The sequence below is a fragment of the Psychrobacter sp. UBA6291 genome, assembly GCF_002439405.1.
Lineage (GTDB): Bacteria > Pseudomonadota > Gammaproteobacteria > Pseudomonadales > Moraxellaceae > Psychrobacter > Psychrobacter faecalis.
Map to the genome: position 1 here is coordinate 1 of NZ_DJUD01000070.1, position 25,506 is coordinate 25,506.

The 25,506-nt window shown below is 44.5% G+C and carries 38 protein-coding genes; 7 read left to right on the plus strand and 31 right to left on the minus strand.

Annotation, left to right across the window (positions count from 1 at the left end):
* Window positions 1-34: 34 nt before the first annotated feature.
* Window positions 35-1,000, minus strand: coding sequence for an ATP-binding protein (locus B3R91_RS11880; RefSeq protein WP_286797785.1), 966 nt, complete (start codon window positions 998-1,000; stop codon window positions 35-37).
* A 96-nt stretch (window positions 1,001-1,096) separates the two neighbouring features.
* Here B3R91_RS11880 and B3R91_RS11885 point away from each other — a divergent pair, with 96 nt between their 5' ends.
* Window positions 1,097-2,119, plus strand: coding sequence for a serine/threonine-protein kinase (locus B3R91_RS11885; RefSeq protein ID WP_286797786.1), 1,023 nt, complete (start codon window positions 1,097-1,099; stop codon window positions 2,117-2,119).
* A gap of 623 nt (window positions 2,120-2,742) precedes the next feature.
* Here the strand turns inward: B3R91_RS11885 and B3R91_RS11890 are convergent.
* The 10 genes from B3R91_RS11890 to B3R91_RS11935 all read right to left on the minus strand — a co-directional run bounded on the left by B3R91_RS11890 (window position 2,743) and on the right by B3R91_RS11935 (window position 8,791).
* The gene (locus B3R91_RS11890) at window positions 2,743-3,906 is read right to left on the minus strand and encodes a tyrosine-type recombinase/integrase (protein WP_286797787.1); all 1,164 of its coding nucleotides are present in this window, start codon (window positions 3,904-3,906) and stop codon (window positions 2,743-2,745) included.
* Window positions 3,907-4,112: 206 nt separating this feature from the next.
* Window positions 4,113-4,379, minus strand: a complete 267-nt coding sequence (locus tag B3R91_RS11895; RefSeq protein WP_286797789.1) for a hypothetical protein — start codon at window positions 4,377-4,379, stop codon at window positions 4,113-4,115.
* A 2-nt stretch (window positions 4,380-4,381) separates the two neighbouring features.
* Window positions 4,382-4,579: a TraR/DksA C4-type zinc finger protein gene (locus tag B3R91_RS11900; protein ID WP_286797790.1), complete on the minus strand. Its 198-nt coding sequence runs from the start codon at window positions 4,577-4,579 to the stop codon at window positions 4,382-4,384.
* Window positions 4,580-4,822 (minus strand): hypothetical protein, encoded by a 243-nt coding sequence (locus B3R91_RS11905; protein ID WP_286797791.1) that lies wholly within the window; start codon window positions 4,820-4,822, stop codon window positions 4,580-4,582.
* Window positions 4,819-5,130, minus strand: a complete 312-nt coding sequence (locus B3R91_RS11910; RefSeq protein ID WP_286797792.1) for a hypothetical protein — start codon at window positions 5,128-5,130, stop codon at window positions 4,819-4,821. Before B3R91_RS11910 ends, B3R91_RS11905 begins: the two co-directional genes overlap by 4 nt.
* A gap of 14 nt (window positions 5,131-5,144) precedes the next feature.
* On the minus strand, window positions 5,145-7,892 hold the full coding sequence (locus tag B3R91_RS11915; RefSeq protein ID WP_286797793.1) for a toprim domain-containing protein: 2,748 nt from the start codon (window positions 7,890-7,892) through the stop codon (window positions 5,145-5,147).
* Between the two features lie 29 nt (window positions 7,893-7,921).
* Complete coding sequence (locus tag B3R91_RS11920) at window positions 7,922-8,113, minus strand: ogr/Delta-like zinc finger family protein (RefSeq protein WP_286797794.1); 192 nt, start codon at window positions 8,111-8,113, stop codon at window positions 7,922-7,924.
* Between the two features lie 12 nt (window positions 8,114-8,125).
* Window positions 8,126-8,287 (minus strand): hypothetical protein, encoded by a 162-nt coding sequence (locus tag B3R91_RS11925; RefSeq protein WP_160021626.1) that lies wholly within the window; start codon window positions 8,285-8,287, stop codon window positions 8,126-8,128.
* Complete coding sequence (locus B3R91_RS11930) at window positions 8,280-8,558, minus strand: hypothetical protein (protein ID WP_075106283.1); 279 nt, start codon at window positions 8,556-8,558, stop codon at window positions 8,280-8,282. The genes B3R91_RS11925 and B3R91_RS11930 overlap by 8 nt, the downstream gene beginning before the upstream one ends.
* A gap of 26 nt (window positions 8,559-8,584) precedes the next feature.
* Entirely contained in the window at window positions 8,585-8,791 is a 207-nt protein-coding gene (locus tag B3R91_RS11935) for a hypothetical protein (protein ID WP_286797796.1), read from the minus strand.
* 118 nt (window positions 8,792-8,909) lie between these two features.
* Here B3R91_RS11935 and B3R91_RS11940 point away from each other — a divergent pair, with 118 nt between their 5' ends.
* Window positions 8,910-9,350, plus strand: coding sequence for a helix-turn-helix domain-containing protein (locus tag B3R91_RS11940; RefSeq protein ID WP_160021629.1), 441 nt, complete (start codon window positions 8,910-8,912; stop codon window positions 9,348-9,350).
* Window positions 9,351-9,418: 68 nt separating this feature from the next.
* Here B3R91_RS11940 and B3R91_RS11945 read toward each other — a convergent pair whose 3' ends face one another.
* The 4 genes from B3R91_RS11945 to B3R91_RS11960 form a co-directional block, all read right to left on the minus strand.
* The gene (locus B3R91_RS11945) at window positions 9,419-10,063 is read right to left on the minus strand and encodes a hypothetical protein (RefSeq protein ID WP_286797798.1); all 645 of its coding nucleotides are present in this window, start codon (window positions 10,061-10,063) and stop codon (window positions 9,419-9,421) included.
* Window positions 10,064-10,071: 8 nt separating this feature from the next.
* Window positions 10,072-10,914, minus strand: coding sequence for a BRO-N domain-containing protein (locus tag B3R91_RS11950; RefSeq protein WP_286797799.1), 843 nt, complete (start codon window positions 10,912-10,914; stop codon window positions 10,072-10,074).
* 185 nt (window positions 10,915-11,099) lie between these two features.
* Window positions 11,100-11,255, minus strand: coding sequence for a hypothetical protein (locus B3R91_RS11955; protein WP_286797800.1), 156 nt, complete (start codon window positions 11,253-11,255; stop codon window positions 11,100-11,102).
* Complete coding sequence (locus B3R91_RS11960; protein ID WP_286797801.1) at window positions 11,245-11,418, minus strand: DNA-binding protein; 174 nt, start codon at window positions 11,416-11,418, stop codon at window positions 11,245-11,247. The genes B3R91_RS11955 and B3R91_RS11960 overlap by 11 nt, the downstream gene beginning before the upstream one ends.
* Before the next feature lie 120 nt (window positions 11,419-11,538).
* Between B3R91_RS11960 and B3R91_RS11965 the strand changes: the two genes are divergently transcribed.
* The 5 genes from B3R91_RS11965 to B3R91_RS11985 all read left to right on the plus strand — a co-directional run bounded on the left by B3R91_RS11965 (window position 11,539) and on the right by B3R91_RS11985 (window position 13,742).
* A complete protein-coding gene (locus B3R91_RS11965) occupies window positions 11,539-11,817 on the plus strand; it encodes an Arc family DNA-binding protein (protein ID WP_286797802.1) in 279 nt (92 codons plus the stop codon).
* A complete protein-coding gene (locus B3R91_RS11970) occupies window positions 11,810-12,439 on the plus strand; it encodes a hypothetical protein (protein WP_286797803.1) in 630 nt (209 codons plus the stop codon). Before B3R91_RS11965 ends, B3R91_RS11970 begins: the two co-directional genes overlap by 8 nt.
* 8 nt (window positions 12,440-12,447) lie before the next feature.
* Window positions 12,448-12,570 (plus strand): hypothetical protein, encoded by a 123-nt coding sequence (locus tag B3R91_RS11975; protein ID WP_286797804.1) that lies wholly within the window; start codon window positions 12,448-12,450, stop codon window positions 12,568-12,570.
* 160 nt (window positions 12,571-12,730) lie between these two features.
* Window positions 12,731-12,928 (plus strand): hypothetical protein, encoded by a 198-nt coding sequence (locus B3R91_RS11980; RefSeq protein ID WP_075106277.1) that lies wholly within the window; start codon window positions 12,731-12,733, stop codon window positions 12,926-12,928.
* Window positions 12,894-13,742, plus strand: a complete 849-nt coding sequence (locus B3R91_RS11985; RefSeq protein ID WP_286797805.1) for a DUF6414 family protein — start codon at window positions 12,894-12,896, stop codon at window positions 13,740-13,742. The genes B3R91_RS11980 and B3R91_RS11985 overlap by 35 nt, the downstream gene beginning before the upstream one ends.
* Window positions 13,743-13,745: 3 nt before the next feature.
* Here the strand turns inward: B3R91_RS11985 and B3R91_RS11990 are convergent, their stop codons facing one another.
* From B3R91_RS11990 to B3R91_RS12065, 16 genes are all read right to left on the minus strand, one after another.
* Complete coding sequence (locus tag B3R91_RS11990; protein ID WP_286797806.1) at window positions 13,746-14,756, minus strand: contractile injection system protein, VgrG/Pvc8 family; 1,011 nt, start codon at window positions 14,754-14,756, stop codon at window positions 13,746-13,748.
* Window positions 14,753-15,178, minus strand: a complete 426-nt coding sequence (locus tag B3R91_RS11995; RefSeq protein ID WP_075106271.1) for a phage tail protein — start codon at window positions 15,176-15,178, stop codon at window positions 14,753-14,755. Before B3R91_RS11995 ends, B3R91_RS11990 begins: the two co-directional genes overlap by 4 nt.
* Before the next feature lie 20 nt (window positions 15,179-15,198).
* On the minus strand, window positions 15,199-17,691 hold the full coding sequence (locus tag B3R91_RS12000; RefSeq protein ID WP_286797807.1) for a phage tail tape measure protein: 2,493 nt from the start codon (window positions 17,689-17,691) through the stop codon (window positions 15,199-15,201).
* Between the two features lie 84 nt (window positions 17,692-17,775).
* Window positions 17,776-17,892 carry a GpE family phage tail protein gene (locus B3R91_RS12005; RefSeq protein WP_286797809.1) on the minus strand — a complete coding sequence of 39 codons (117 nt, stop codon included), beginning with the start codon at window positions 17,890-17,892 and terminating at the stop codon, window positions 17,776-17,778.
* Between the two features lie 8 nt (window positions 17,893-17,900).
* Window positions 17,901-18,233 carry a phage tail assembly protein gene (locus B3R91_RS12010; protein ID WP_286797810.1) on the minus strand — a complete coding sequence of 111 codons (333 nt, stop codon included), beginning with the start codon at window positions 18,231-18,233 and terminating at the stop codon, window positions 17,901-17,903.
* Window positions 18,234-18,315: 82 nt separating this feature from the next.
* Window positions 18,316-18,843 (minus strand): phage major tail tube protein, encoded by a 528-nt coding sequence (locus B3R91_RS12015; protein ID WP_286797811.1) that lies wholly within the window; start codon window positions 18,841-18,843, stop codon window positions 18,316-18,318.
* Between the two features lie 38 nt (window positions 18,844-18,881).
* Entirely contained in the window at window positions 18,882-19,481 is a 600-nt protein-coding gene (locus B3R91_RS12020) for a phage tail sheath C-terminal domain-containing protein (RefSeq protein ID WP_286797813.1), read from the minus strand.
* Between the two features lie 12 nt (window positions 19,482-19,493).
* Window positions 19,494-20,078 (minus strand): hypothetical protein, encoded by a 585-nt coding sequence (locus B3R91_RS12025; RefSeq protein ID WP_286797814.1) that lies wholly within the window; start codon window positions 20,076-20,078, stop codon window positions 19,494-19,496.
* Window positions 20,078-21,010 carry a hypothetical protein gene (locus B3R91_RS12030; protein WP_286797815.1) on the minus strand — a complete coding sequence of 311 codons (933 nt, stop codon included), beginning with the start codon at window positions 21,008-21,010 and terminating at the stop codon, window positions 20,078-20,080. Before B3R91_RS12030 ends, B3R91_RS12025 begins: the two co-directional genes overlap by 1 nt.
* A gap of 2 nt (window positions 21,011-21,012) precedes the next feature.
* Window positions 21,013-21,456, minus strand: a complete 444-nt coding sequence (locus B3R91_RS12035) for a hypothetical protein (RefSeq protein ID WP_286797817.1) — start codon at window positions 21,454-21,456, stop codon at window positions 21,013-21,015.
* Window positions 21,432-21,986, minus strand: coding sequence for a hypothetical protein (locus tag B3R91_RS12040; RefSeq protein ID WP_286797819.1), 555 nt, complete (start codon window positions 21,984-21,986; stop codon window positions 21,432-21,434). Before B3R91_RS12040 ends, B3R91_RS12035 begins: the two co-directional genes overlap by 25 nt.
* 37 nt (window positions 21,987-22,023) lie before the next feature.
* On the minus strand, window positions 22,024-23,013 hold the full coding sequence (locus tag B3R91_RS12045; protein WP_286797820.1) for a phage tail protein: 990 nt from the start codon (window positions 23,011-23,013) through the stop codon (window positions 22,024-22,026).
* 21 nt (window positions 23,014-23,034) lie between these two features.
* Window positions 23,035-23,565 carry a phage tail protein I gene (locus tag B3R91_RS12050; protein ID WP_286797822.1) on the minus strand — a complete coding sequence of 177 codons (531 nt, stop codon included), beginning with the start codon at window positions 23,563-23,565 and terminating at the stop codon, window positions 23,035-23,037.
* The gene (locus B3R91_RS12055; RefSeq protein ID WP_286797823.1) at window positions 23,558-24,448 is read right to left on the minus strand and encodes a baseplate assembly protein; all 891 of its coding nucleotides are present in this window, start codon (window positions 24,446-24,448) and stop codon (window positions 23,558-23,560) included. Before B3R91_RS12055 ends, B3R91_RS12050 begins: the two co-directional genes overlap by 8 nt.
* Window positions 24,445-24,834 carry a GPW/gp25 family protein gene (locus tag B3R91_RS12060; protein ID WP_286797824.1) on the minus strand — a complete coding sequence of 130 codons (390 nt, stop codon included), beginning with the start codon at window positions 24,832-24,834 and terminating at the stop codon, window positions 24,445-24,447. Before B3R91_RS12060 ends, B3R91_RS12055 begins: the two co-directional genes overlap by 4 nt.
* On the minus strand, window positions 24,827-25,435 hold the full coding sequence (locus tag B3R91_RS12065) for a phage baseplate assembly protein V (RefSeq protein WP_286797825.1): 609 nt from the start codon (window positions 25,433-25,435) through the stop codon (window positions 24,827-24,829). The genes B3R91_RS12060 and B3R91_RS12065 overlap by 8 nt, the downstream gene beginning before the upstream one ends.
* Window positions 25,436-25,506: the final 71 nt, after the last annotated feature.

The following is a 25,506-nucleotide window of genomic DNA, read 5'->3' on the forward strand; positions in this document are numbered from 1 at the left end:
ACTTTTTGATACACCACCCAAATTTTAATAACTTTTAAGCGTTATTATCTTCAGCTGCTAATTGCATTTGCCCTATCCAGTAGCGGCTAAATTGATAGGCCACGCGCCCCGAGCGGCCACCGCGCTCTGATGCCCAGCGTAATGCTGCTGCTCTAATGTCGTCAGGCAGCGTATTATTTTCCTCTGCATGATGATTACTTTCTTTAACGTCACTCGCATTATCTAGATTGCGGTTTGGCGAAAGTGATAAATAATGGCGCACAATGTGCAAGTAAGTGTTTTGATCCATCGGATGAAAGGATAACCAAAGTCCAAAGCGATCAGACAAGGAAACCGTTTCATCAATGGTTTCATAAGGGTTGACTTCGTCAGTCTGACCGTTATAAATATTGACATTGTCTTTCATTAACTGCGGCAAAAGATGACGACGATTACTGGTGGCATAGACGAGTAGCTTGTCTTGCTCGGAATCCAGTGCGCCGTCCAACACACTTTTTAGCGTCCGGTAACTCTCATCTTGACCGTTAAATGCCAAGTCATCACAGTACACCACATAACGGCAACCACAGTCCGCGGGCAGCGCATTAATCGCAACGCGTATCTTATCAAGCATCTGTAGGTCATCACGAGCGATTTCGATAATACGTAGCCCTTCGCTATGATAGGCTTGTAGCAGTGCCCGAATCAGTGATGACTTGCCAGCGCCGCGTGTGCCTGTCATCAGGACGTGATTGGCAGGATAGCCCTTTAAAAACTGGCGCGTGTTTTGTACCAATTTTGCCTTTTGGGTATCGATACCATGCAAGTCATCTAAACTTAAAAATAAATTCACTGCCAAAGGCTCCAGGTGCCCTTGCTTACCGCCAACCCAACGATAAGCCAGCTGGGCAGGATCAATCTCGATAGTTGGCGTGACCTGCTCTTGCAAATACTGCTCAAGTAAATTTAATACATGGTCGGGTAGGGCGTAATTCATAACAGGCGTAGTAGATTGGGGCATAATACATAGTCGCTTATAATTTAGTTACTTATAATCATTAAAATGGCAGATTGCCTATTACATATATCAAGTACATACATCAAGGTAGCACTTATCATGAAAAATAGTGCCAGTAATCAGGCTGTATTTCAAGCAAAGCCAAAGCAAGACTTGGCAAAACAAACGTTGCAAACGGATGCGCAGCAAATTCTGCCTGTATTGACCATAGCATTCTTGGACTTGCAGTATAGTAAGATAGCACATCAGCGTATCAGTCAGCAGGGTGTCACTAATGCGCTTGAATATCAAGGTTTAACACGCGCCAAGCATCCCCAGTTTGGTGAGGTCATGATGAAATGGCAATTAAGTACAGATGCTCATCGAAACGGATCTGTTTTATCTTATGAGGCCGACGTTCTAAGATCTATCAATCAGTTCTCGAACCATCAGGGTAGATTTTCTTCTATCGCGCCGCCGTTATTAGCCACTCATCATTTACAGCTACAAGTATTAAATAACAGTCAAACACTCACCATTGTTGTTATGCCAAATTATGCCAACGGTAGTGTCGCGCGCTATTTAAAACAAAGCCTGACTGCCGAGCAAAAGCAGCAATTAATCGTTCAAGCCGCAAAGCTTATTGCCAATTTACATCACATAGGTTGGCTACACAACGATATTAAGCCGAGTAATATTTTGCTAGATGCTTTCGTGCCAAATCATGCAGATATTGGCGGTATCGTACCTAATTTATTATTGGCTGATTTTGCTTTGGCAGAACCCATTAATAATGGTATTACTCAAATAAATAAGAAAAATAGTACAGAAAACAATGCTGGCACGCCCGCTTACCTTGCCCCTGAACGCTGGCAAGGACAGGGCGCAACGCTGCAAAGCGATATTTATGCGTTTGGGATAATGCTATATGAAATATTGGCAGGCGAGCGACCGTTTAAGATTGATAATCCGAGTGGTGCGCCGTTAAGAGAATGGACGACTCAGCATTGCCAACAGCCAATTGTAACAATGCCGTTGGAGTATAGTCGCTATCAACGTATTATCAATAAAGCGTTGGCGAAGAGAATGGAAAAACGTTATCAAAGTATGGAAGAAATCGTGCTGGATTTGAAAAGATTATAATCATCAATGCTAAATTCTAGACACAAAAAAACCTGCTAAAAAGCAGGCTTTAATATTTGGTCTAAGATGTACTATCCGAAAATGGTGGGGCTGGAGAGACTCGAAACCTCTATGGTTATTGACTTCAGGGTTTTAGGGTTGCTAAGTACATGATATTGTTAGAATGTAGTGTCGAATTAAGCAGGTAGGGCTATCCCATAGTAATCCCACGTAAGATATAAGCAGATCGTAAGCGTGGCCAGTGCACCGTCTTATTTTGATGTTTTTAAATTTTTGGGGGTGGTGTGCAAACTAGGTAATATAGGTAATCATATTGATTTTATTAGGTTTTTTATGTAATTTAGAGGTAATTATTAAGTAATCCAATACACAGATAAAAGGTATTAATTAAGAAACTATAAAATATATATAAATCATATACTTATACTATAGATGTAATAATAATTACTTTTAATTACTATATTAAGGTATTTATAAATAATAATAATATCAATTACTTATAGCTGTTTTATTAAACTATTACTATGATTACCTTATATTGATACCCCTGTGGCATTTTATTACTTGAACCTATAAATGAGGTATAAAAAAAGCCCTATATTTAGGGCTTTTTGCTGATTGCGTTACTGGCTGTTGTCTAGTGCATTGGCTAAGTTGCGGATGATATGGCGCGTGTCACTGGGAATGAACTTGGCATAGTGTTTGTGGATCATGTCTGTATTTACGTGGCCCAGTTGGTTGGCTAACCATTCGGCGCTGATAATGCCCGTTGATAGCACTTGGCTTGCATAAGTATGACGACCATTGTTTAAAGCGCGATAGGGTATGTCGCATTTATCAAGATGGCGCTTCCATCGTTTTTCAAGCTGTGGGTATGTGTAATGGCTGCCGGTGCGTGGGTTGTACCAGAGCCACGTTAGATGCTGCTCTTCATAGGTGTGATTATCTCGCTCAAGTACTTTGACTGCCTGAGGGTTTTGATCAGTTATCGATTGGCGTTGATTGTCTAAGGCATTCGCTACGATCGGTAGTAGTTCGATTTGCCGTTTGCGTCGTCGGTTTTTAGTCGCCTTATGAATGCCTTTCACAAAGCCACGTCTGATATACGCTGTTGCCTGATCAAAATCAATATCTTCTACGGCCAGTGGCATTAGCTCATGACTGGATAGACCTGACCATAACATGACCGTCCATAAGTTCCGAAAGGTCGTGTCCGTTTCAGTATTGATGATTGATGTTATCTCTTCACGAGTGAATGGCTCGATGTCTTTTGGGTCTTTTGCGTTAAGCTTGATGTACTGGCTTGGGTCGTTAGGGTTCTTTTGATGACGTGCCCAGTAACTCCATATTGATCGCCATAAACCTAGTATATCGACAATCGTTTTCGGTGATAGATTGACTCTAAGCACTTTGTATACCCAATATTCGACATCTTCAGCACTGATTTTGCTGATTTGTTTGTCTTGCCAGTATGGCGTTATGTGGTTGGCCACTTTGCTGGTGTAGGTCGTCCAAGTCGTTGGAGAGACTGTACTTTGCTCGGCATTCTCCCAAACTGGAATGTAATAGCCAAAATATGATGCTTGTCGCTTTGGTGATGATGGGAATACGGCATCACGGTTAAATATACCCATTTGTATCTGTTGCTCCACCATATCCGCTATTTTTTGCGCGTTAGCCTTGTTTGCTGCGGTTGGTGGTGTGTTTAGTAAGGTTTCGCTGTCTTTTTCACCGTTTATGTACCAAATAATGCGAATACTGGTTTTGAGTGGTTCAATACTGGCCACTTTGAATGCTCCTATGACGTCAAATGAATGTAAATATCTCTTAAAATACTGATATAACTAGCTTTTACACGTATTTGACGCTATAATAAAGGTCTGGTTTGGTAACTATTGAGCCACTTAAGAGTTCTTGGTTTGGGGCTTTTGGCTCAGATAATTTGAAGAAACAGCCCTCACAATTGTGGGGGCTGTTTTTTTCCATAGTTTGGTCATTTGATAAACCTATCATCAATGATGATTGAGAACGGGTTGTTTATATCCAGTTTCATTATTTTTGCCTTCTTATGCGCCAGTCTGGTCAGTTCGTCTATACCGTAGGGCTTGTTGTTATGTAAGATAACGCTACCTTCTGGCATTTTGTTTACTGGGGATTTTCTACCCATACGGTCACGATTTAGATGCTCATTGACCATGTTTTCATCAGTTGCTATGCAAACGCTGTCACGACAACGATATAAACTTAATGGTAATGGCATGGCTACCTCCTTCCCTCTATATTGTTTTGGCAATCGATACAGCGGGTTACACCGCCTAAGCGCTGCCGGCGCTCAGGAATATCTTCGTCACAATCGATACACTCTGCCAGTGATGGCTGATCAAAACGTGCAGCCTTGGCTAGGTTACGTTCTAACTCTTCTTGCGCTTGGTCGTTGGCGCGGTCAATAATGTCGCTCATTTAGTTTTTTCCTATTTTGATTTCAGTTAATTTTTCGTATTTACGTTCTTGGTAGACTTCGACCTTGCAGCGCATTTCAATCTTGTCTTTATTGATGCTGTAATGCTTGCCTTGATAGAGGTCTCGCTGCTTGTGCGTTGGGTGCATTGAGCAGTCAATCATCTGACCGCTCACCGTGTCGAAGGTCAGCCAATGTAAAGGGCTTTCACGGTTGTAAGGGAATAGGGCGCGGACTAGGTTCATGACTTGACCAACATAATCTTGGCAGACTCGCTTAAGATCCTTTTAACTTCCACTTTTGCGAGGTTGGCTATGGCTTCAAGTTGTTCCATTTCACCATCGCTAGGCTTACAGTCGTTTTTGAACATGTTCAGCGTTTTATCAGCACTTTTTTGCAAAGTTTTATCGAGAGCGTCTTGATTCACCAAGTCGTTAATCGTAGTCGTCATTATCATCATTCGAAACGTTTCCATTACTTTGCTAGACTCTTGAGCCTGTCTTTGTCTTTCAGCATGTTGTGCGGCGTGTTTCATTAGGTTTTGAATGTTCATTAGTTGATTTCCTTTTAAGTGAGACTTAGGTTTTTAGGCATTTCAAACACCCAGCAACGAATGCTACGGCCTGTTATTTGAGACGCTACCGTCTTGTTTGCTGCCACAAACTTGAACTGTCTAGACTGGCGTAGCGCGTGGTGCATGTCGGATTGTGGCGGTAGGTCATAGCGGTACTCATTCGCAAGCTGATAGATCTCGGGCATACTGATCGCTAATAGATCTGGGTTTTTGCTGTGGTTGATATGCAAGCGGCGGATATGATGACCAGCACCTTCGATTGCGTTGGGCGCTGCATTCAATCGTTCGAGTACATCAAAGAACTGGATATTGAGCGGATGCTCGGTATCAAGCGTCTGATCGCGCTCGGTTGCCATATTGAATACTTCCTGCTTAACGGCCCCGTCCAAGCGTTGCAAATCTGGCAATACCAGTTTCATCGCATCAAACATGGCGAGTATCTGCGCGTGGCAATGAGCAACACGAAAAGCTTTGACACCGCTGTCTTTTAACCAGTTCTCATGCGCTATTTTGGTATCAAAAAACACCTGCAGTATCTTGTCTTCCATCTTGAGGATATCGACTAAGAAATGACTGACATCTTCGGTCTGTAGTGCCTCAATACGTCTGGCTGCTGCTTCAGAATCTCGGGTCTGGTTGTCCAATGCAAAGAATAGGTGGCAGATACGGCTTAGTACTGCCTTGGACGCCACTACGGGCAAATTCTGACTGATGACGATAGTGCCGCGAAACGGTGGCTCGTAGACTTCGTTGCCGGCTGATTTGACGCCGCGTGTACCAATCGTGCCGCCGTCATATAGGTTTTTTAGTTCGTCCCAATTGAACTGACTATTGCGACCAGTGCCGGCGCCGTCACGATCAGACTCAATAAAAACGCTAGGCATGTTTGAGGTTTGTGATAGTGAGCGTAGACGACCGGCCTTGGTAGTTTTGTTGGGATCAATACCCTCGTAGCCGTCACGACCTATCAAGCGCCAAAAAAAGCTAAGCAGCGTTGATTTACCAGTACCAGGCTCACCAACGATTTCTAGAAAAGGAAAGGACTTTTGACGGTCGCGTACTTGCTGGGCAAACAGGCTGCCCATGAAGCCGACTAGACTAATGACGCCTTGCACACCCCATCCAGATATGATGTCTGCCAACCAGTTGGCTGGATCTTTGGGGCGGTCACCGATTCTGATATTTGGACTGGCAGCGAGTGTCTTTAGGCTCTTATTATTTGGCAGGTCAAAATAATCATCAGCATTGAGCGGGTAGCTCTGACCGTGACGGATGGCTACATCATTAAAAATGTAAGTCTGATGGTCTTTGCTATAACCAATAAAATCAATAGTCTCTACCGTCTTGATGCCATTAATCATGCGTCCTAGCATGATGTCGAGCTGCTTTGAATTGCCTTGATAGATGACGCCAGGCGCGACTGATAATAGCCGCTTTTTAAATTCACCCGCTGCAGAGAGTTGGCTACCGGTAAAAGTGTTCTTGGTGTCGCCTTGTGGTGTGCGAATACGAAAAAAATACCACGACTCATCGGTGACCAGGTTTTGCTGATAGTAGAGCGCTTGCGGTTGACAGTTCATAATCTGAGTGACAGTCATGCAGGACTGCATCAAGTCGTCATGCCATAGCTGTACGGCTTCTTTTAATTCTTCTTCAGTATTGAATAGATCCTCTGTCGGTTCGCTGTCTGCATCCATTTGCTTGGCTTTATCAAAGCTCTCGCTGTCTACTTTTACCCAGTAGGTGCAACTATTGAAAAACATATAAAAGCTAGTGGTGCCATACTGGTTATACGTCAGTAGCGCCTTATCCTTTGCTGTCTCAGCAATAAGCAGCTCACCATAAAAGCGGTAGCGTTCAAGGTCTGACTTGGTAAGTTTGCCCGCTTTGTGTAGGTCGTTCCAATCAGACCCACCGCTATACTCACTCGACTGCGCGGCAGTAGCGTCAAATCCATGTTGTCGCGCTCTTGCCACCAGTTTGTCAGTTTGAGCCTGTCCTGCTTTATCATTATCAAGAGCAATGATAATTTTTGGGTATGGCTTACCAAGCTCATCGAGCCTGGCTTTGATTTGATTTAACGTGATATTGGGATAGTTACCCGCTGTGATATTGCTGATAGCGTGTAGACCGTTTTCAGTCAGTGCCATGGCGTCAAAGATGCCTTCAGTAATCCATAGCTCTTTTACATATGACCAGACGCCATGCTGTAGGTGCAGCTTTGGCGGTAGCCAAGCATGACCCCCAAACTTGAAACCGTCTTGAACTCTTGCTTTTTTTATTCCTGTGGCGGGTTCAATCAGGCGTTGCCAATAACCAATAGTGTTTCCTTCGCTAGTAACGTTAAAGCGCACAGTTGGGCAAGTAAAACCTGTCTTATAATCTTTAAATACTTCTTGGGTATAGCTGCCTTGCCATTTGACAATATCAAAGCCACGTCCCGACTGAAGGTAAGCATCAGCCGTGGCATTTGGGTTGCTGGGTGTTGGCGGGTTTTTCTTCGTCCAATTGGCAAATATGTCAGGATAGATATCACGAGTAGATGCTTGATAATTGCACTTATTAGCGCGGCCACACTGGATCGTCCACGGTGCATCAGCACCGGTGAATAATTCTTTTTTATTACATGATGGGCAGCGGCCATAACGCAAAAACTGACGGTCGCTGGAGAATTTGAGACCATAATCTTGTACGAGGCGAGTGATTAGCTCGCTACGGGTATCATCTTGCATGGGTTGCATAATATTGCTCGTCTGGTTTGGTAGTTTGGTTAGGCATTTGCGCTGATTGGTTTGTCTTTCTGCACGTCTGGCTTGACTATCGAGCGTACATACTCTTGCTGAGTGACGAATATGTGTCCGCATTCATCATTTTTGCAGCGGTGTTCTATGTCGCGTAAGTAGTTAGTAATGACGCGAGTACGCAGGATTAAACAGTTGGAATGACAAGCTGGACAGCGCATATATGACCTCTTTTAGTGTTTGACGATGAGTTGTAACTCTTTATCTGTTTCAGCGAGTGCTTGCCTCAGTGCCCAAGCGACAAACTCATCGACGCTTACTCCATGCTCGGCAGCTTTACGCTCAAGTAAGCGCTGCTCTGCAGGGGTTGGGTGGATATAGACATCGTTAGGCATGGCTGGTGACTCCTGAGGTACTGACCGGTGCTTGTGTCATCGCCCAAAAGTGACCTAATGGCATCTCGACTGTGTTTTGTGATGGCAGTATCATAGCGATAGGTTGTTCACGAAATACCAGGTCATGGATCTTGCTCATGGCAAGCTGTCTGACCAGTGTGGCCATCTCGATACCTGAGCGCTCGGAGTGGGCCAGTAATATCTGATAGTCGTAGTGATCGACACTGATTTTGATCGGGTTATCGCGTAGTTTTTTGGTGTTTGGGTTCATGGTTTGGTTTCCTTCTGGGTTTGGTTTTAGTGTTGCTTTGACTGCTCTAGCTTTAGACCAGCCTGATAGCGACGGTATGCAACATAGCTCATGGATCGAGCTTCATTACCAGCTGTGCTTACCAACTCTTCATGTTCATTTGGCGTTAGCCGTAGCTGTATGGGTTTGCGTTTGCCATCTTTTAGATGTGGCAGCTCTCCCTTGGGCGTTGCCTGTAATGTTGTTTCAGTCATTTGGTGGTATCCTATAGCTAATTGAAAGCGTGTTAACGTGGTACGGTTTAATAATACAGTCAAATGAACGTATTTGCAATCATATTATACATTCAAACGAAAATATAAGGGGTGTGCTGTGGAGTCAATTGAAGTGGGGAAGCGCTTAGAAGCAGAGCGTCAGCGTTTGGGCCTTATGGCAGTTGAGGTTTATGAAGAGCCAACTATCAGAATTGCTCAAACAACATATAAAAACTATGAGACAGGTAAGCGTGATATGCCCTCATCATTGCTAATTAAGCTATGGAATATTGGGTTTGATGTGATGTATGTCTTGACTGGTCAGCGTTTAGAGGATATTGCGCTTGATGTAAGATCTCATAAGGATCTGCCGTCATATCATCAGAGATTGATTAATCTACCCGATATACTGGATCTAGAAAGCCCTTCAGATAGGCTGTTGGGTGCGATGTATCACGCAGAGGAAGCGTTGGTACAAGCCGGGGCAAATGCCAATGAAGACTATGACTATAAGATACTGGCAACATTGGGACTGGGTTTGATCGATACAGTCAAATGAGGCAATTGAGTAAATGGTAGGCACAAAAAAACCAGTCACTCGGACTGGTTCCTCATACTATTGAGCTATTAAAACGCATTGTCTGACATATCTTTTTGACTGTGTACTAAGTCCAGCAGGTCGCTGCTGGTCATGCTGATACGGGCATTCGGGTCTGCTACGTGCAGTGTCTCTGCCATATCAATGATGATGGTTCGCAAAGATTGAATGGTATCTTGCTGCTCTATATGGCTTTCCTCAAGGTACATAGCTCTTTCTATCCATCGCCGACTGGCATCGCATTTGTCAATTTCATCTGCTGGTGCTCCTCCAAGGTCAATCTGAGCCAGCTCTTCGGCCAGCTCGTCAGTCTTTGCTGGTTTGCTATAGTCTAAACGTATAGCTGCAATCGGCTGACCATTAAAACCAGAATATGTATGAGTAACTCCATTGTTGCGGTCAATTATCATTTTAGGGACTTCCAAGCCTTTTAGTGCGTCAAGAATATCGTCTTGGCTGTAATCGCTTTCGCGGCGCTTTATCAGTAACCACTGAATTTGATTTAAGTCGAGCGTCATAATGTCACTAATATTAGGGGTGTGGTCTATGACATGACCTTCTTGCTGCTCGACAAATAGCGCATTAAATAAATTGCGTATGATGCGCTCGTGATTTTCACTGATGTTAGCTTTCATTATGTAGTCACGCAGACTTTTATTTGATTGAGTAGTCATGATAACCCTTATACTTTTGCAATGGCAGTTTGACCAACCGATTTGATGAATACCCAAACACGGCGTGATTTGTTTGTTCGTTCACTGGCTATCACGGTATTGGCACGATAAAAGCGCGGCGTAGTACTCAGACGCAGCGCCTTATATAACAGGCTGGTATCTGGTAGCTGCCACGGCTCTGCCAACTCATAAACCTCAGGAATGCTAATCGCTAACTCATGCTGCTTGTGACTGTGGTTGAGTGCCGCAATGTTTTGTGTGGCGATAAAGCCCCAAAACTGGTCAAGCGCGTGCTGTAGTTCTGGGGTCATGACTGGGGCTGGACTCGTAGTACGGGCAGGGCTACCCATGATGTCATGTAGGGCATTGATTACTTGCTGCTCGCTGTGCCCTGTAAACTGTGCCATCTCTGGTATGGTCATTGAGCGTGAATAGCGCACCCAATCGGCATCGGTGATAGCAGGTGACTGCTCGATAGCTGGTGTACTGACCTCACGGTCTAGGATATCAAGTACCCACTTGCGGAAGTCTTTGGCAACCTTGGTACGGGCAAACATGGCGATTAGGTGGCAGCCGCGTAGGGAAAAAATACGGGTTTTTACCGTCAAGCCCTTTGTTTTCGCCGAGGTCACTGAATCAGTGACCGTTGTCATGCCTGATGTAAATTCACTTGAGTTTGCATTAAATAGATTAGTGACCGACTTTGAGTTTTTATAACTTAACGCTTTTGCTAAATCACTGGCCGTCATCCAGATCTGACCGTCCTTGATGATAGACTGTAGGGTGTGGCCATTAAATGACATTGCCATGACTTCGTTGTTCGCTTTATTTGTTGTGTTATACTGTGACATACTAATTAGCTCCTTGAGCTGATTGGTTAAAAGAGTTAACTTTAATCAAGTTAATTGTTTTTGTGGTGAAGGCAGACCGAGTACTTTGGCGAGTGCGGTCTGCCTTTTTTATGCGCTGGCATAATTGCAGGTGGCGATATAGCAACTGCTGACTGCGGATATAAGTGTTGATCTGCTGGGTGGTATTAGGCCTGTTTTGCATCTTTTGCCATCTCCTGTATTTTTTCTTTTAAACATTTACTAATCGCCATGACTATAAGCTGTCTTTTTTGCTCTGCTGATAGGTTGAGCGTTATGTATGAGGGTTCTTTAATCGCTTGACGTTTGACGTTATTTGGCATTGTTATCTTCCTGTTGTTGTTTGAGCATGGCTTGCTCAAGGTGCATATTGATCTCAGTGGCTAAGGTGCGATAGTTTTTAGCGGCATTATCTTTAAGCCATTGGTGTAGCTCTTCGGACATTCTTAGCTTATAAGAAATCGGTCTACTTCGATTTACTGACATTCTCATTGCCTTATAATATGTTAATATTAACCCCTATGGGTTTGTTAAATGCCTACATTGGAGGCATGAAAGAATAATACGCCTACATTGGAGGCGTGTCAATAGAATTGTGAGATAAATATGAGCAGTAATAGACCACCTGACTTTAGAGTTCGTATTCCTGAAGAGTTGAAAGAAAAAATAAGGGCGTCCGCTGAAGAATATAATCGTTCAATGGGTGCGGATATTGTTGCGCGATTGGAAGCCAGCTTTGCCGCTGAAGAGTCACCGCCAGAACCTATAAGAGTGGGGTTAGATGATGATTTTCTTAAAGATGCTGGGCTGACCCGTGAGCAGTTTGGGGCGTTTGTGCGAAAAAGCTTTTCGGATAGTCTAAAAGACGACAAAGGGAGTGAGTGATTTGAAAAAAGGATTTTTGCTTGGATTAGGCGCTTTGACGCTGGTGGGCTGTAGTGAGCCTGAACCACAAGTTATTGATGTCGATGAAGCAGCTGCTAATGCTGGACTTGCATCAGATGAGTATGAGACGCATGAGAATGGGGCAATTGAGGTTAAAGCGCCTGAAGATAATTCAACGGCAGAGAACAAGGTTTTATGGTATCAAGATGATTTAAGTGAGCCTGTTGAAACTGTGGGCATGCTCGATGGGAAAGCTATTTTGGCTAGTGCAGGATTAGAACCGGCTGAAGTAGAAGACTCTGTTGATACTGAAGGTGAGCCTAAAAAACTCTACATCATGGATGATGAAACACCTATATCCGCTTGGTTTTCTCATAGCCCAAACAATATCTCATTAAACTGGTATATGTATTCAGACGAACCCAAAACTACCGAGTATAGCCAACAAAGTTTAAAAGATGCTTATAAATTGGCTAGGGCCATGGCAGGTCGTGAGGGTGCTGATGCAGTTATGTATTTGTCGAATGGTGGTAAATACCGTAGTAAACCAGTAGGTGGGCATCCAGCTACCGGCCAATGCAACAATGGAATTTGCTTCATTCATATAGATTTAAAAAGTTAGAAAATATTATGAATTTACAAAATATAATATGGATGACGCTTTGGCTTGAGCACTTTTTGCAACATGCCACGCTAGTTGAAGAATTGCCCTTTGGGTGGGGTGTCTATCGTGAAGCGGTAGACTGGGACTGACAATAGTTAAATAACCATTGCTGAAAGCGTGTCACGATGGTACGCTTTAGTAAATAATGGTCTACAACTGTAACTATTCGTCCAAACGAACATATTCTTGTGCTATCCTCATATGTGACAAAAGAAAATATTTAGTAAAATTAACTATTTAGAGTCCATCATGTATAAAAATGACAAGCAAGCAAATAAGAGTGATAAAAGTAATTCAGGTATACCTGAAAACTTTTTGCCGTCTTTTTTGTCTGAATTCAGTGACCGCTGGAAGCGCTTTGATAAAGAATTTGATGAGATGGATGAGCGAATAAAAGAGCGAAAGAAACTAAATGGCAAAGCAACAAACCACGAAATCGATTTATGATTTTATATATCTAGATATAGATAGAATTCATTCTTATTACGCTCAGCTTATGGATGGCGTTCCTAATCAGAAAACATCTTCTAGTCGTGAACAGAAAGCTTTTACTTATAAAGTAACAGCTGGTCCTCGCGATATTTTGCATACGGAAGGTATAAAAGGAGATAGTAAAGAAGAGTCTCTTGACCAGTTGATGGATATGCACCATGTTTTACCACGAGATATGATCAACCTCCTTGATGAATACAATCTGATTGCTAAAAAACTAGCTGCCAATAATTTAGGTAGATTAGTCATGATTCAAGGATTAATCAATTTTGCGGATTTTGAAACGCTCGGTAAAAACTCCGATAATGCATTAGATGCTCATAGACAACTTAATCAGGAAGCTGGAGAAGAGTTTTCAGATGAAGAAGAGTCTAATATGAAGACCGTTTTTAATGTCATCAATGCATACCCAATTGGCGTTCAAGCAACTATGCAAGTGAACAGTGGTACAACACAACATGCTTGGATGGCGTTAGATAAAAAATACTTAACATCGGCTCATTTGGTGTCTGCGCTTAAACATAAAACTCTATCTTCGGAAGAGTTCGTAGTTCTAGGTATCTTAGATGCTATACCTGATAGATTCGTTAAAGAAGATGCGAAAGATTTAGAGAAGTTCAAGGATAATCTAGTTAAAGCAAACCCTTTCTTTCATGCTCTTTTTTCAATGAGTGATGCTTACAAGGAAATTATTGGAAGGCCTGATGATTTTTATGGAATAACTCCGATCTCCATTTTCAGGGTAATGAGAGCTAAAATAGAAAATTAAGAGTCATAATCCAGCCTCACACTTAATACCAGTACTATAACCACTGCCTGATAGGTCATGTGTCACTTCTACGACCGTCCATTGATGCTCATCGATGTACGGTCTAAAGCCTCGCACCGTCGCAGGGCTATCAGCAATAATATCAGGACGTGCTACTGCTAACGTCAAATCAAAGCTCGCCACTTGGCGGGCTTTTTTGTTGGCGCTCGCTTTTGCCTTGGATACTGCCTCTGATTTACTCTTAGCGGGTTTGGTCAGTACATGAGACTTGTTATTGGGTAGGGCATCCAGTGGTTTGGATTTACCATCTTTGACACTGATATGTTTGGTCTTACCAGTTTTATCATCATGATAGCTCGCTGTTGTCTCATCATAGTCGCTGGTACGATCAGCACGACTATAGCGATGGCTGTCACCAGACTGACGAGTGATAGTGACTTCTCCCAATGCTGCGCCTGAAGGTGATCTTGCATTGGCAATCGGTTTGATAATCAGCCGTCCCGCCTTAATCGTACACATTAAGTCATGGTCACCACAAAGCCTGGTCAATAGATTGATATCACTCTCACGGTGCTGATCGATATGATCGATCATTATTGCTGACACTGCATTATCAATGGCCAATATCAAGTCATGACGTTTGGCCACACTCGATGCTATTTCACCAAGCTTGTGCTGATGATAGCTGTCACTGCGTTTTACCTTCAATGATGACTTGAAATCGGCTGACTTGGCGCGTATCTGCAGCTGGTCAGGTGTGCCACTGTGCTCGGCTTGATCAATGGTAAATGTGCCTTTGTCTATCATATCGCCAGTATCGGGCATCGCAAGCCATAGCCTTATCGCATTGCCATTGGTAGGTAAGGGCAGTGCCGCATCATGATCAGATAGCGTCAGTGACAGCTCATCCGCTTCAGTACCCCGCTTGTCTGTCATCGACAGACTAATCAGACGCTTCTCAACTTGCGCGGTGCGATCAATACCTTCGATTGTCAGTTTGAATAATTTGATCATACGTCAGCTCGATCCTGATCTAAGATGGCCACTTGCTCACGCTCGCTATCATCTGCCAGCTTGAGTGCTAAGCTAAAGCTAATTTTACGAGCAGTACCATCTGATAATAAGTGTGATTGAGTCTCGCTGATGTCAGTGATATAGCACATGCCATAGTAGTAACCATTGCCATTCATAAGCGCATAGGTTTTACCAGTTGCTGCCATATCTCGTAATTCATCTAATGAGACAATACCTTTCGTGATCTCTGGATAGAGCGTACCTGATAGCGATATGTCGTCGTTATCTTGGCCGATATACTGCATATGTGGTCTGGTACCGACAGCGTTGCCGGTGCCAAAACGATAACCAGACTTGCGCGATATCTCATCAAATGCCGCGCTGGTGGTCTCAAATACAAACAATCCTAAACTGGCTAACATAAAATAATCCTTATATGCACTTAATCAATATCAGATAAGCGGCTACTCTGACGTGCCATTTGATTGCGTTGTTCTGCTGCCAATGCGCGCTGGACTTCACGCGCTACGGCTTGCGGATCGGTTGCCCCATGAATGTTGATAGTGATATTGCCACTACTCATACCGCCCATCATCGCCATACTAGACTGGCCACGAGGCGGCAAGATAGATTTTCGGCTGTCGATACTGATAGGTGCATAATCATTGATTTGGCTAGCGATAGATTTGGTGGCACTGACGGGGATGCCAGCATTGGATAATATGCCACGTCCCAAGCCTTGCATCATATAACCGCCATAGCTGTCAAATACTCGGCTAGGGCTGTGAATGTCCATTCCTTTTGAACCCGTAAATGCACCCTTGATACGTCCAACGATATTGCTGATTGAGTTGATCACCGCTTGCGCCCTGCCTAAGATGCCGTTTTTTAGCCCTTCGAGCATATTGGCGCCGTACTGCCTGAAGGTCGCACCCAGACCAGCCAAGTAACCCCAGACGGCAGAAAACGCTGCCGTAAAGGCGCTGACTGGACTAAAGTTAGATATAAAGGATCTAAGCGCCTGAATACCCGTATTGAATATGGCTTTGATACGTTCCCAAAGCGCCGCAAACATCGGCCCTAGGGTGTCCCAGTTCTTATAAATAGTAAAAGCCAGTACTGCTAATGCTAGGCATAGTGCCAAAATAGGGTTTGCCATTAGCGTGAGCGTCAACGCTCTGACAGCACCACCAATCATACCGAATGCCTTGGCCAATAACCCCAACGGTGTCAGTGTCGTCGGTAGTCCCATCGTGATCAGTGATGCACGTAGTAATGCCATAGGGCCTAAAATAGTTAGCATGATCGCGCCTAGGCCACCAATAACGACTGCACCAATGGCTAACGTGGCGAACATTGTCCCTAGTACTGACATTAGCTGTGGATGAGCATTGGCGAACGCGGTCAAACGTTGGGTCATGACCGTGATCGTCTGAATAAACTCACGTAGCGCACCGCCGTTGGCATTAAAAATAGAGGTTCTAAGGGCATCAATGGCCGACGTCATCGCTTTGTAGTCACCTGTTGTATTGTCGCCCATCGTTTTTGACAATCCAGCGGCTTCTCCTTGAGCGTTTTGCAAGTCAGTGATTAATGTTTGTAACTTGCCATTGCCAGCTTCAGCAACTAAGACAGCTAAAGCGCCACCGGCTTCTTCTCCCGCAATGCCTTTGAACAATTCTGATTGTTCTGCATTACCCAAATTTTTACTTTTATCGTGAATCTCTTTTAATATATCTGGCATTTGGCGCAAGTTGCCATTTGCATCAGAGGTTTTAATACCTAGTCTATCAAGTGCCTCAATCGTCGCTTTTGGGCCTGCTGCCATTCTAGACATAATAGCCCGCATAGCTGTACCGGCCATACTCGCTTGGATACCTGCATCGCCCAACTTACCAGCCATTGCTGCTGATTGCTCTAATGACACACCTAGTAGTGCGGCGCCTGGTGCGGCATACTTCATGGTTTCGCCAAGCATTTCGATATTCGTGTTAGAGCGGGTAAAAGTACCTGCCAATACATCGCCAAGCTTACTCATCTTAGAGGGGTCGATCTTCATACCTGAGAGAATATTTGACGCGATATCAGCTGTTCGGTCTAACTCCATGCCACCAGCTAAAGCAAGATCAAGCATCCCCGGCATGGCGGCTTTCACAGATTCAGGTGTAAAACCAGCCATCGCTAAGAACGTCTGTCCAGCCGCGGCATCGGCTGATGTGAACTGAGTCGACGCGCCTAGCTCTTTAGCTTGTGCAACAAGGGCTTGATATTGAGGACTGTTTTTATCTAGACGAGTGACCGCTTGAACTTTACTCAGGTTCTGTTCTAATTCAATACCTGGTTGAATGAACCGTGCACCGGCATAAGTTGCTGCTGCACCGCCTACGGCCAGTCCTAGAGCTTTGTTTCGCATATCACCCATTTGCTGTGATTGACGTTCAAGCTGTCGAACCTCGTTCATCCGCCGTCGCTGTTCTGCCAACTGCTGATTGGTGCGCTCGATATTACGTGCAAGCTCACGCTCATGGTCTGATAGATTATTGGTGCTAATACCTGCATCTGATAAACGACCACGTAGCTGCTGTAAATGTTGCCGTTGACTATCAAGGCGAGTATTCAAACGCTGTGACTCACGCCCTGCAGCCTCGAATTGGCGTACCAAGGCTGCGCTAGGATTGACCGTATCGCGCATTTGCTGCTCTAACTGCTGTAGTCGGGCACGGCTACGGACAGCGGCCTCTGAGGTATCAGCTAGCGCTTGTTTTTGTTGTCGGAAACTATTGATCAAACCTTGCTGTGACTGAAGTTTACGCGCTGCTTGTGCTGTCTCACCAAACTGACGACCTAAGCGATCGGCTTGGCTACTGAGTGAGCGCATGGGTGCAGTCATGCGGTCGATAAGTTCTATCTGTGCTCGAAAGCTTAGGTCTGCCATGTCATACGCCTGATTTAGAAATATTTTGTTACCCTGGGTAACTATAGATAGTTTGGTTCCCTCATCAATGAGGGAGCCAAACTGTTAGTCATCAGGATTATTACGGATACGCGCTCGTTCGCGCCAATCAGCAAGCTCTTCGATCGTCATGTGATACATCGCGTCTGGTGTCCAGCCGAACACCAAGGCGATGTCTGCCATGCAGTCTTCTACGCGGTTGGGATAGCTGCGGTTTCGGTTTCGGCTTGCAACTGATGTTTCGCTTTGGTAAAAAAACCTGCAATAGTTAACCCCACATCCATCAAATCAGCGGCATCCATGTTTTTGACTTCATGCTCATGGATGACTGGGTTACTGATACGAGGGAGTACTACGGCTAGGGCATCGACTTTGGCCATTGAAATATCAATCAGTGATTGGCCACGCAAGTCACCACCCATCGGACGACGCAGGGTAAATTCTTTAATCTCTTTTTGCTTGTCGCCAGTACCGCGAATGATAGGGTAGTCAAGTTCGATAGTTGGCATTTCGATGTTGTTCATGGTGTATCCTTAATCAGTAATTTTTAGTCGATGTTTTAATCAAATAGGTGTCTGGTTTGACCACTTAATTTGCATGATCGGTTTAGACGGTGGTAAACATTCCCATTGCTTCACGGATCTCTTTTAGGCGGTCTTCACCATTGACGATACACTTCATCGCCATGGCATCAATCTCAATGATGTCTTCACCGTCTACGACCAGCTTGTAGTAAGCCAGTGCATACTTGAACGACTCTTCTGTGTCGTCGCCTAGCTTGGCGCTACCGGGGTCGATCTCTTCTAAGCGGCCACGGCAATAAATATCGACAGCTGACACACTGCAGTCATCATCACGCTGATATGCACCTGAATAAGACAATACAACCTTATCAATACCAGCACGCGCAAAGTCGCGGTACAAATCTGCTTCGTGACCACCGCATTTGATGGTCATCTCCATGGCTTCTTGGCCTAAGTCAACCTTGACCGGCATATCCATACCACCAGCGCGATACTCTTCGAGCACGCGAGTCAGTTTGGGCAGCTCAATCTCTGGGATCTGACCTTGATAGCGTTTTTGGTTACCAAGGCCTTTGTAAGCCATGAAGTTCTTTAATTTACGAGGTAACATAGGGGTTCCTTTTTAGTAATAGGGTCGTCAGATGGCTATTAGGCCGCTGCTGCTACCAAGTCGGCAAAGTTGACCAGGTATGTATCTGTGATCGTCTGATTCAAGTTAAGGTTTTCGAGATTAGGCACTGGGGTAAAGTCATAATCTAGATACAGCTTGCCTTGCATGAGCAGCGTTTCGCTGTTTAGCTCGGTGTTGTACCAGCATTTTGCACCGATTAAATAACCGAAGTTGACCATCTCCTGCAGCTTGGCATTGATGGCACGGATGATGTCACGGACAGTCGTTGGTGATTGCGGCTGATCGATGAATTGAAAGCAGCCATTGATAATAGTATCGAGCAAAAACTGCGAGGTACGCACGACCGGCTCAAACATATATTCAGGCTGATCAGAGCAAGTATGACTGCCCCAAAATCTAAAACCGTTATGTTGAATGAGACTGGTTACGTCGTTAGCGTTTAGGTAGCCGACTTCAGTATCAGGATCTTCTAGATCCCAGGTACGCGGATATTTGATACCACTAACAGTATCAATGGCAACGTTGGACAGCGACTTGACGAAGCTATACTGGTGCGTCTTGTCTAAGTGAGCGCGTAGAGCTGCGGCCACTGCGATGATTGGGGTTACTTGGGCCATAATTTTCCCTTCTTAATTGGTTAGGAATAAAAATCGGTTTGCAGTACTCATACCGATTACGGTCAGTTTTAAAGGTTCATCAACTGACTTTGTTGTGTCAGTTAAAAGTACATGCTCAGCACTGTAACGCTCGCGCTGTAAGCGATAGCACAGACGGTTGTGATCAGTCACATAAGCAAAAATAATGTCGCTGTTACCGATGTTAAATTTACGCTTATCATCAAGTGACAAGCGCGGATTGGTGATATTCGGGTATAGTGTCAGCACGTTTTTAGCAGCGCTTGCGTCATACCAATACAGCTTAGCTACGCCATTTTCGACGTATGCAATCGTGGGACGCATGTTCTGATCAAAGCTAAAACTCATCTCAGTAACATCACCTGCAAACGCTAATACTGCGACTGGCTCAGCACCGCTACGCTGTAGATAGATACCTTTGCCTTTGACATAGCCATACCAGTAGTACTTCATAGGCTCACTGGTATCAGATAGCGCGATACCGCCAAGCTCCCAAGATGATGTGGGCTTTTGGGGCTTATTGCGTGGTGGCAAAAATGAGGCTCTATCAAGATCAGTCAGTGTATTGTCGGGTAACATTACAAGTTGCCCTCATAGCGTCCCCAGCTGAATTCGAGCGGGATAGATAACGTATCTTTATTGGTTTTGGTTAATGGTGCATCATCTGATACTCTTCCTAGTCGCATTTGAAACGGGAATAGCGCGTAAGAGTAATTAACAATCCTATTTTTTATTGTTCTTATAGGTTTGTTTGACTGGTCTAATCCCAATGCTAAATTAGCTTGTACTTTATAACTTCCTGTTACGTAATTTGAAAAACTTGCAGCATAAGAACCTGAGTTATCTCCTGAACTCGTTATGAGGCTTAGGTCTGAAGTTGATGTATGGATGCCAAATGAACTACCTGTTTCAGAAACTTTGTTATAACTACTGCCAACATCCTGTGCCCTAATTATGGCGTTATAAGGTACAGACCCCCCATTACCATCTAATATGTTGATAACAAAAGACTTGTCTGTAATATCAACAACTTTATGGATCTTATAATAGATATCTAGCGTTTCGCCTAATTTCAGACCAATAGATGTAGGTGTACCTGAGCTGTCTTTAATTAAGACACGGGTTGTCAGAAAATAGTTTTCAGACGTTGATCCTGTGCTGACTAAGCCAAGCTCACTAATATTGACGTTATCAAGTCCTGTAAAACGATATTTTTTCTGCTCCCACATTTTATACAGACCGTCACCCTCATCAACGTAGCTGTAATCTGATGTGGTGTCAGAACCTGAAGCAAGCGCAAGAAACGCATCAAGTTTAGTTTGCGTGATTGTGGGGGTGCTGTTGCCGCTGCCAATCGCGCACCGTTCATTTATAAAGCTGCCTTTGCCACCACCAAAAAAGTCTAGCCCTTGATTTAGGATTAGGTTTTTTTGGAACCCTGTGTCAATTTTAGCTGCCCCATCTATACCAGTAACAACACAGCGCACCTCACCAGCTATTCCTATATGCATTTTTATACCCCTTTATTTAGTGTTATATCTAGTGGTTTGACGGATGGCATGTAAGCGTTTTTATCATCTGTTGTTTGCTCAACCAAATTCCGCATGAGCGTTATATTTAACGGTTTAACAGACGGCTTATAAGCGTCACCATCATTAATTACTGTATCTTTTAATATCTGTTTGAGCGTTATATCCAACGGTTTAACAGATGGCATATAAGTGTCATTGTCGTCAATGTCCTTACGTGTAAGTAAGGATCGTAATGTCATATCTAACGGTTTAACAGACGGCATATAAGCGTCACCATCATTAATTACTATGTCTTTTAATATCTGTTTGAGCGTTATATCTAATGGCTTGACGGACGGCATATAAGCGTCATCTTTTTCGACTAGAATTGGATACGGCTTACTTGCCCATAGCCGCCGTATTACTTTCCCGCTGGGATACCCCATTCGCCTTCAATCAACATCAACTCACGAGCTGCGAACGTATCGCGATAAGCGGCAATATCTTCTTTGACCGTAATCAAAGTACCGTCTTCAGCACGCGGTGAGGCATAGACAAACGCGCGGCGCTTTTTGGCGATCTCAATCAGCTTACGTGTCATATCTGGCGTATCAATTTCAGGCGCGATTAAAATCTTTGGCGTCACACCAAGGCGAGACTGGCAGCTAAGTAGTGTATCTACTGTCGTCAAATCGACTGGTTCAGATACTCGCAGAACAACGACAGTCGTATTCTGGATAGATTTAATCGTGTGTAAGCATTGATGCAATAACTGGTCATCGCTACCTGCGTTAGTGACATCAGTCGTGGTAATGCCGGTCAGTAGTACCGGCGTATCAAGAGGATAAGCGGTGTCATCAGCGTCAGCGCTAGTACTGATGAGTGCTATCGTGCTCGTGCTGACGGACTTGATAATTGGCGTGATATTACTGGTCTCAGTAGCAGTGACGCCGTGATGGTAAGTAGTTGATGCCATGGTCTAGATCCTTTTTTTGTCCAAAATAAATAATGTTTTAAGCAGTACGTAACCACTTGCCGACCACTTTTGATGGCTGAATGTTGTTGTGAGCTTCACCGCCACCTACAGCGTTAGTCTTGATATTTGCAGCACTGGAACTGGTGTTCTGAGTACCAGCGCGAGTACCACCATCAATACTGCCACTATGCATATCAACGGTATGATCATGATTTGGAATCTGTGCAAGCGTCAGAGTTTCCTCATTTTCACCAAACTCATTGCCGATAGTTTTATAGTCGCTAGGATCACTTGCTTTTTTAGATAGTCCGACAAGGGTTCTGCCCTCAGCAAATCGTTCCCACGTACCATAGCCGTGATGGGTAGCCACCGCAGCCGCATCCAGATGATTGATAGTTGTCTGGTAAATATCGCCAACTTTATATGGCTGTAAATCTAGAAGCCCCGCAATGCCATCTTCTATTTCTTTGATACGACCTGAAAGCACTTCAAACTGGGTAGCCATAAGCTCATCCTGTAATTGATTGATAATATCGTGTAGTTCACTCACTAAAGATTTCAAAGCAAAACGGTCGGCAACCCAATCGCGAGTAGCGATGACCACGTTGCCGTCCATTTCAATGACAACAGTCGCAAGGTTGTCTGCAGTAATCGTAAATATAAGCTCCATGTCACCGCCAGCGCCCTCAGTCAGCGTTGGGCGATAACCACCGTGAAAGTTACCCACGTAGACAAGCTTACCGCTACTATCGGTAATTCCCACTTCATGCAGGTTAAAGCCGCCTACATTGGACGGGACAACTGCAGATACTTCAGCTGTCGTGTCATTGATGATCTTGATAGAGGCTATAGCTATTTTTGCTTTTTGATGTACCAGGCTGGTCTCTGCTAAACGCGAATCAGGTAGATATGGCTGATCATTAGCATCACCTAATACCACATCCGTTAAGGCAAGTTGTGAACCAGCTTGGGCATTGGCAATAAATGACTTGCCATAGTCAGTGAGTAATACATAGTAGTTGGCCATTATTGTTACCTAAATAGTTACCTAAGCGTTTGGAGTTGATAGATAAGTGACATTGCCAGTCCGACAAGCGCCGGCAACATAAAATTGCGAGCCATTGACCACACTGGCATCAATAGAGAACTGATCACGGGCAGATTTAACACTGTCCAATGCGGTATAGATCTCTTGTTGCTGTTGAACGCTCACGCGACCGCTCGTGATTTTGACTGTAAAGGTATAAGGCGTACCTTTTGGATATAGCTCATGCCATGCAAGCAAACTATGACCTATGCCTAGGTTTTCCATTGCTTGCGTCAGCGTGTTTTTAGTACCGCGCTGCGCGTTAAAAGCTCTTGCGCCTTTCACAACGTCACGCTTTTTAGCTTCTGTCCATTGACCGTCCCAATATTCGACACGGCGTGACCAAGCAAGCCACGGTAAAAAAGCTTCAGGGCAGCTATCAGCATCGATCAGACTGGCAAAAGTAACAGGTAACGCATCAATACGCTGAGTTTGAGTATCAAGCGCTTGCTCAAGCTTGGTGCTATTTTTCGGTAGTAGCCCATTAGACATCACGGTACTCCACAGCACTGATCGTCACGTCGATACAGTTGGCATACTTGCCATCTGGTAAGCTAATATCATGTACGGGTTGTAAGAGGTTGACGCGCTGGACGCCTGGTTGGTGCAATGCGTGATATAGACCAGATAACGTGACGTCATAGCCCAAGTAGCGCACCTGCTCGATATATTTATCAAGTGCTGCGCGTGCCGCATTGATAACGACATCTTTATCGGGCCCTGGATAAAGCGTCAGCTCAGCTTGTAGGCTCCAATCCTCTGGCTGACCAGCGGCGATACGCACGCTATCGGTAAAAGGCCGGCGCTCATCCGTATCAACGGCCAGTCTTACTTGTTCACGTAGTGCATCGCTAGCGATAGCATCATTATGGCTTTGGACATAGACGGTCACACGACCAGGGGACGCAGTGACGACACTTGCATCACGTACGTCACCATCAGCAGACAGTGCCCAAAATAGATAAGCGCCTTTACTACCTGCAGAGGCTCGTTCAGGCTCTAACTGGACACGGCGACGTAAGGCGGTGTCAGATTCCATGACATCAGGGATCGGTGGGACAGCATTGGGATTGCCAGGCTTAACCAATAGCCGAGTCACACCAACGCCAGCGGCAAGATGATCAAGCGTTGTGCCAGTGGTATAAGCAAGCAACATTGATTTGGCTGTTTGGTTGATATGATTGGTCTTAGACATCAGACGATAAGCAAACAGCTCAAGGATCTTGGTCAGTGGCTCGCTTTCAAGCGTTAAAGCAGCGGCAAGCTGTGGATCTTTGGCTGTCAATTCAGCTTTAAGATCGGCAAGCTCTGCTTCAAAGTCTAAAGGCGTTAAAATATCAGGGGCAGGTAGGCCAGATAGATCAATACGGCTCATAGCGCACCGCCTAATGACAGATAAGTACGTTCAATCTTTTTACTAATCACATAACGATATTCAATCATCAAACTGGCCACGCCTTGTGAGGTATTGTCGTCAGTCATCAGTTCAATGCGAGTTGGTGTGACACGAGTCTCCCAGCGCATTAATGCATGAATGACGGAGGCACGAAGCTGCATAATGAAATAGGCATTAATAGGTGAGTCAATTAAGAACGGTAGCAATGAGCCGTAATCACGGCGCATGACACGACTACCGATAGGCGTCATTAATATATCGCGGACGCTTTGTAAGATATGATTGGTCTGGTCAATACGCTGACCAGTACTGCGTGACATGCCTTTGACATTGATCACAGTGACGTTGTTATCTTGATTAAGCATTAACGCCCCCAGTGGTGTCTGAGCCAGACTTAACGTTTTTATGACCGTGGTCTAAATACGGTTGGTCATTAATAACTAACTTTCCGTGCTGATTGATCGTTTGACCGTTCAAGGTATAAGACTGGCAACCAATAGAATAGGACTCGCAATTAACATCAAAGTTATTACAATCAAAAGAAACATCGCGAGCAGATATTTGCACGCGGTTGGAAATAAGCGTAGTAGTAGAATCATCAGGTAAAGTAACCCCTAGGTTATGTGTCGCGTGGTTATAGATAAATGTCGCACCATCGTCACAATGGATCTCAAACGTATCGGCATTGGCAGACGGCATGGGCTGATCATCATAATCAAACGATGTCGTTACCAGTCCAGTCGACAGCTCACCAGTCTCGCTAATAACTAAGACTTGCTCACCAACACACGGTGGATTCCAAATTTTGACCTTACCGATGCGAGCGGCTGAAAACTTTAGCCAGTCGGTCTCTAACCCATCTATCTGCACCCGGCAACGAGCATTAGCATGATCAACGTCTGTGACAATGCCTCGATTGATAAAACTTTGGAGCCGGCGCTCGTTTTCGATAGGGGATGTATTCATGACGTTATCGTCACTCATTGCGATTTTTGATACAAAACAAAAAAGCGTGGATTGAGCAAATACACGCAAAA

What these genes read in the sequence shown, in the direction of transcription:
- B3R91_RS11880 (WP_286797785.1), bottom strand. Translation starts at nt 1,000, where the DNA reads ATGCCCCAATCTACTACGCCTGTTATGAATTACGCCCTACCCGACCAT.
- B3R91_RS12025 (WP_286797814.1), bottom strand. Translation starts at nt 20,078, where the DNA reads ATGTTACCCGACAATACACTGACTGATCTTGATAGAGCCTCATTTTTG.
- B3R91_RS11885 (WP_286797786.1), top strand. Translation starts at nt 1,097, where the DNA reads ATGAAAAATAGTGCCAGTAATCAGGCTGTATTTCAAGCAAAGCCAAAG.
- B3R91_RS12045 (WP_286797820.1), bottom strand. Translation starts at nt 23,013, where the DNA reads ATGGCCAACTACTATGTATTACTCACTGACTATGGCAAGTCATTTATT.
- B3R91_RS11950 (WP_286797799.1), bottom strand. Translation starts at nt 10,914, where the DNA reads ATGTCACAGTATAACACAACAAATAAAGCGAACAACGAAGTCATGGCA.
- B3R91_RS12010 (WP_286797810.1), bottom strand. Translation starts at nt 18,233, where the DNA reads ATGAACAACATCGAAATGCCAACTATCGAACTTGACTACCCTATCATT.
- B3R91_RS12020 (WP_286797813.1), bottom strand. Translation starts at nt 19,481, where the DNA reads ATGGCCCAAGTAACCCCAATCATCGCAGTGGCCGCAGCTCTACGCGCT.
- B3R91_RS12055 (WP_286797823.1), bottom strand. Translation starts at nt 24,448, where the DNA reads ATGAGCCGTATTGATCTATCTGGCCTACCTGCCCCTGATATTTTAACG.
- B3R91_RS12040 (WP_286797819.1), bottom strand. Translation starts at nt 21,986, where the DNA reads ATGGCATCAACTACTTACCATCACGGCGTCACTGCTACTGAGACCAGT.
- B3R91_RS11915 (WP_286797793.1), bottom strand. Translation starts at nt 7,892, where the DNA reads ATGCAACCCATGCAAGATGATACCCGTAGCGAGCTAATCACTCGCCTC.
- B3R91_RS11900 (WP_286797790.1), bottom strand. Translation starts at nt 4,579, where the DNA reads ATGAGCGACATTATTGACCGCGCCAACGACCAAGCGCAAGAAGAGTTA.
- B3R91_RS11985 (WP_286797805.1), top strand. Translation starts at nt 12,894, where the DNA reads ATGGCAAAGCAACAAACCACGAAATCGATTTATGATTTTATATATCTA.
- B3R91_RS11895 (WP_286797789.1), bottom strand. Translation starts at nt 4,379, where the DNA reads ATGCCATTACCATTAAGTTTATATCGTTGTCGTGACAGCGTTTGCATA.
- B3R91_RS11925 (WP_160021626.1), bottom strand. Translation starts at nt 8,287, where the DNA reads ATGCCTAACGATGTCTATATCCACCCAACCCCTGCAGAGCAGCGCTTA.
- B3R91_RS11930 (WP_075106283.1), bottom strand. Translation starts at nt 8,558, where the DNA reads ATGAACCCAAACACCAAAAAACTACGCGATAACCCGATCAAAATCAGT.
- B3R91_RS11965 (WP_286797802.1), top strand. Translation starts at nt 11,539, where the DNA reads ATGAGCAGTAATAGACCACCTGACTTTAGAGTTCGTATTCCTGAAGAG.
- B3R91_RS11935 (WP_286797796.1), bottom strand. Translation starts at nt 8,791, where the DNA reads ATGACTGAAACAACATTACAGGCAACGCCCAAGGGAGAGCTGCCACAT.
- B3R91_RS12000 (WP_286797807.1), bottom strand. Translation starts at nt 17,691, where the DNA reads ATGGCAGACCTAAGCTTTCGAGCACAGATAGAACTTATCGACCGCATG.
- B3R91_RS11975 (WP_286797804.1), top strand. Translation starts at nt 12,448, where the DNA reads ATGAATTTACAAAATATAATATGGATGACGCTTTGGCTTGAGCACTTT.
- B3R91_RS11995 (WP_075106271.1), bottom strand. Translation starts at nt 15,178, where the DNA reads ATGTTAGCCAGTTTAGGATTGTTTGTATTTGAGACCACCAGCGCGGCA.
- B3R91_RS11920 (WP_286797794.1), bottom strand. Translation starts at nt 8,113, where the DNA reads ATGCGCTGTCCAGCTTGTCATTCCAACTGTTTAATCCTGCGTACTCGC.
- B3R91_RS11945 (WP_286797798.1), bottom strand. Translation starts at nt 10,063, where the DNA reads ATGACTACTCAATCAAATAAAAGTCTGCGTGACTACATAATGAAAGCT.
- B3R91_RS12015 (WP_286797811.1), bottom strand. Translation starts at nt 18,843, where the DNA reads ATGTTACCTCGTAAATTAAAGAACTTCATGGCTTACAAAGGCCTTGGT.
- B3R91_RS12065 (WP_286797825.1), bottom strand. Translation starts at nt 25,435, where the DNA reads ATGAATACATCCCCTATCGAAAACGAGCGCCGGCTCCAAAGTTTTATC.
- B3R91_RS12035 (WP_286797817.1), bottom strand. Translation starts at nt 21,456, where the DNA reads ATGGGGTATCCCAGCGGGAAAGTAATACGGCGGCTATGGGCAAGTAAG.
- B3R91_RS12050 (WP_286797822.1), bottom strand. Translation starts at nt 23,565, where the DNA reads ATGTCTAATGGGCTACTACCGAAAAATAGCACCAAGCTTGAGCAAGCG.
- B3R91_RS12060 (WP_286797824.1), bottom strand. Translation starts at nt 24,834, where the DNA reads ATGCTTAATCAAGATAACAACGTCACTGTGATCAATGTCAAAGGCATG.
- B3R91_RS11980 (WP_075106277.1), top strand. Translation starts at nt 12,731, where the DNA reads ATGTATAAAAATGACAAGCAAGCAAATAAGAGTGATAAAAGTAATTCA.
- B3R91_RS11960 (WP_286797801.1), bottom strand. Translation starts at nt 11,418, where the DNA reads ATGTCAGTAAATCGAAGTAGACCGATTTCTTATAAGCTAAGAATGTCC.
- B3R91_RS11955 (WP_286797800.1), bottom strand. Translation starts at nt 11,255, where the DNA reads ATGCCAAATAACGTCAAACGTCAAGCGATTAAAGAACCCTCATACATA.
- B3R91_RS12005 (WP_286797809.1), bottom strand. Translation starts at nt 17,892, where the DNA reads ATGGCAGACATCGCCTTGGTGTTCGGCTGGACACCAGACGCGATGTAT.
- B3R91_RS11910 (WP_286797792.1), bottom strand. Translation starts at nt 5,130, where the DNA reads ATGAACATTCAAAACCTAATGAAACACGCCGCACAACATGCTGAAAGA.
- B3R91_RS11990 (WP_286797806.1), bottom strand. Translation starts at nt 14,756, where the DNA reads ATGATCAAATTATTCAAACTGACAATCGAAGGTATTGATCGCACCGCG.
- B3R91_RS11905 (WP_286797791.1), bottom strand. Translation starts at nt 4,822, where the DNA reads ATGAACCTAGTCCGCGCCCTATTCCCTTACAACCGTGAAAGCCCTTTA.
- B3R91_RS12030 (WP_286797815.1), bottom strand. Translation starts at nt 21,010, where the DNA reads ATGCATATAGGAATAGCTGGTGAGGTGCGCTGTGTTGTTACTGGTATA.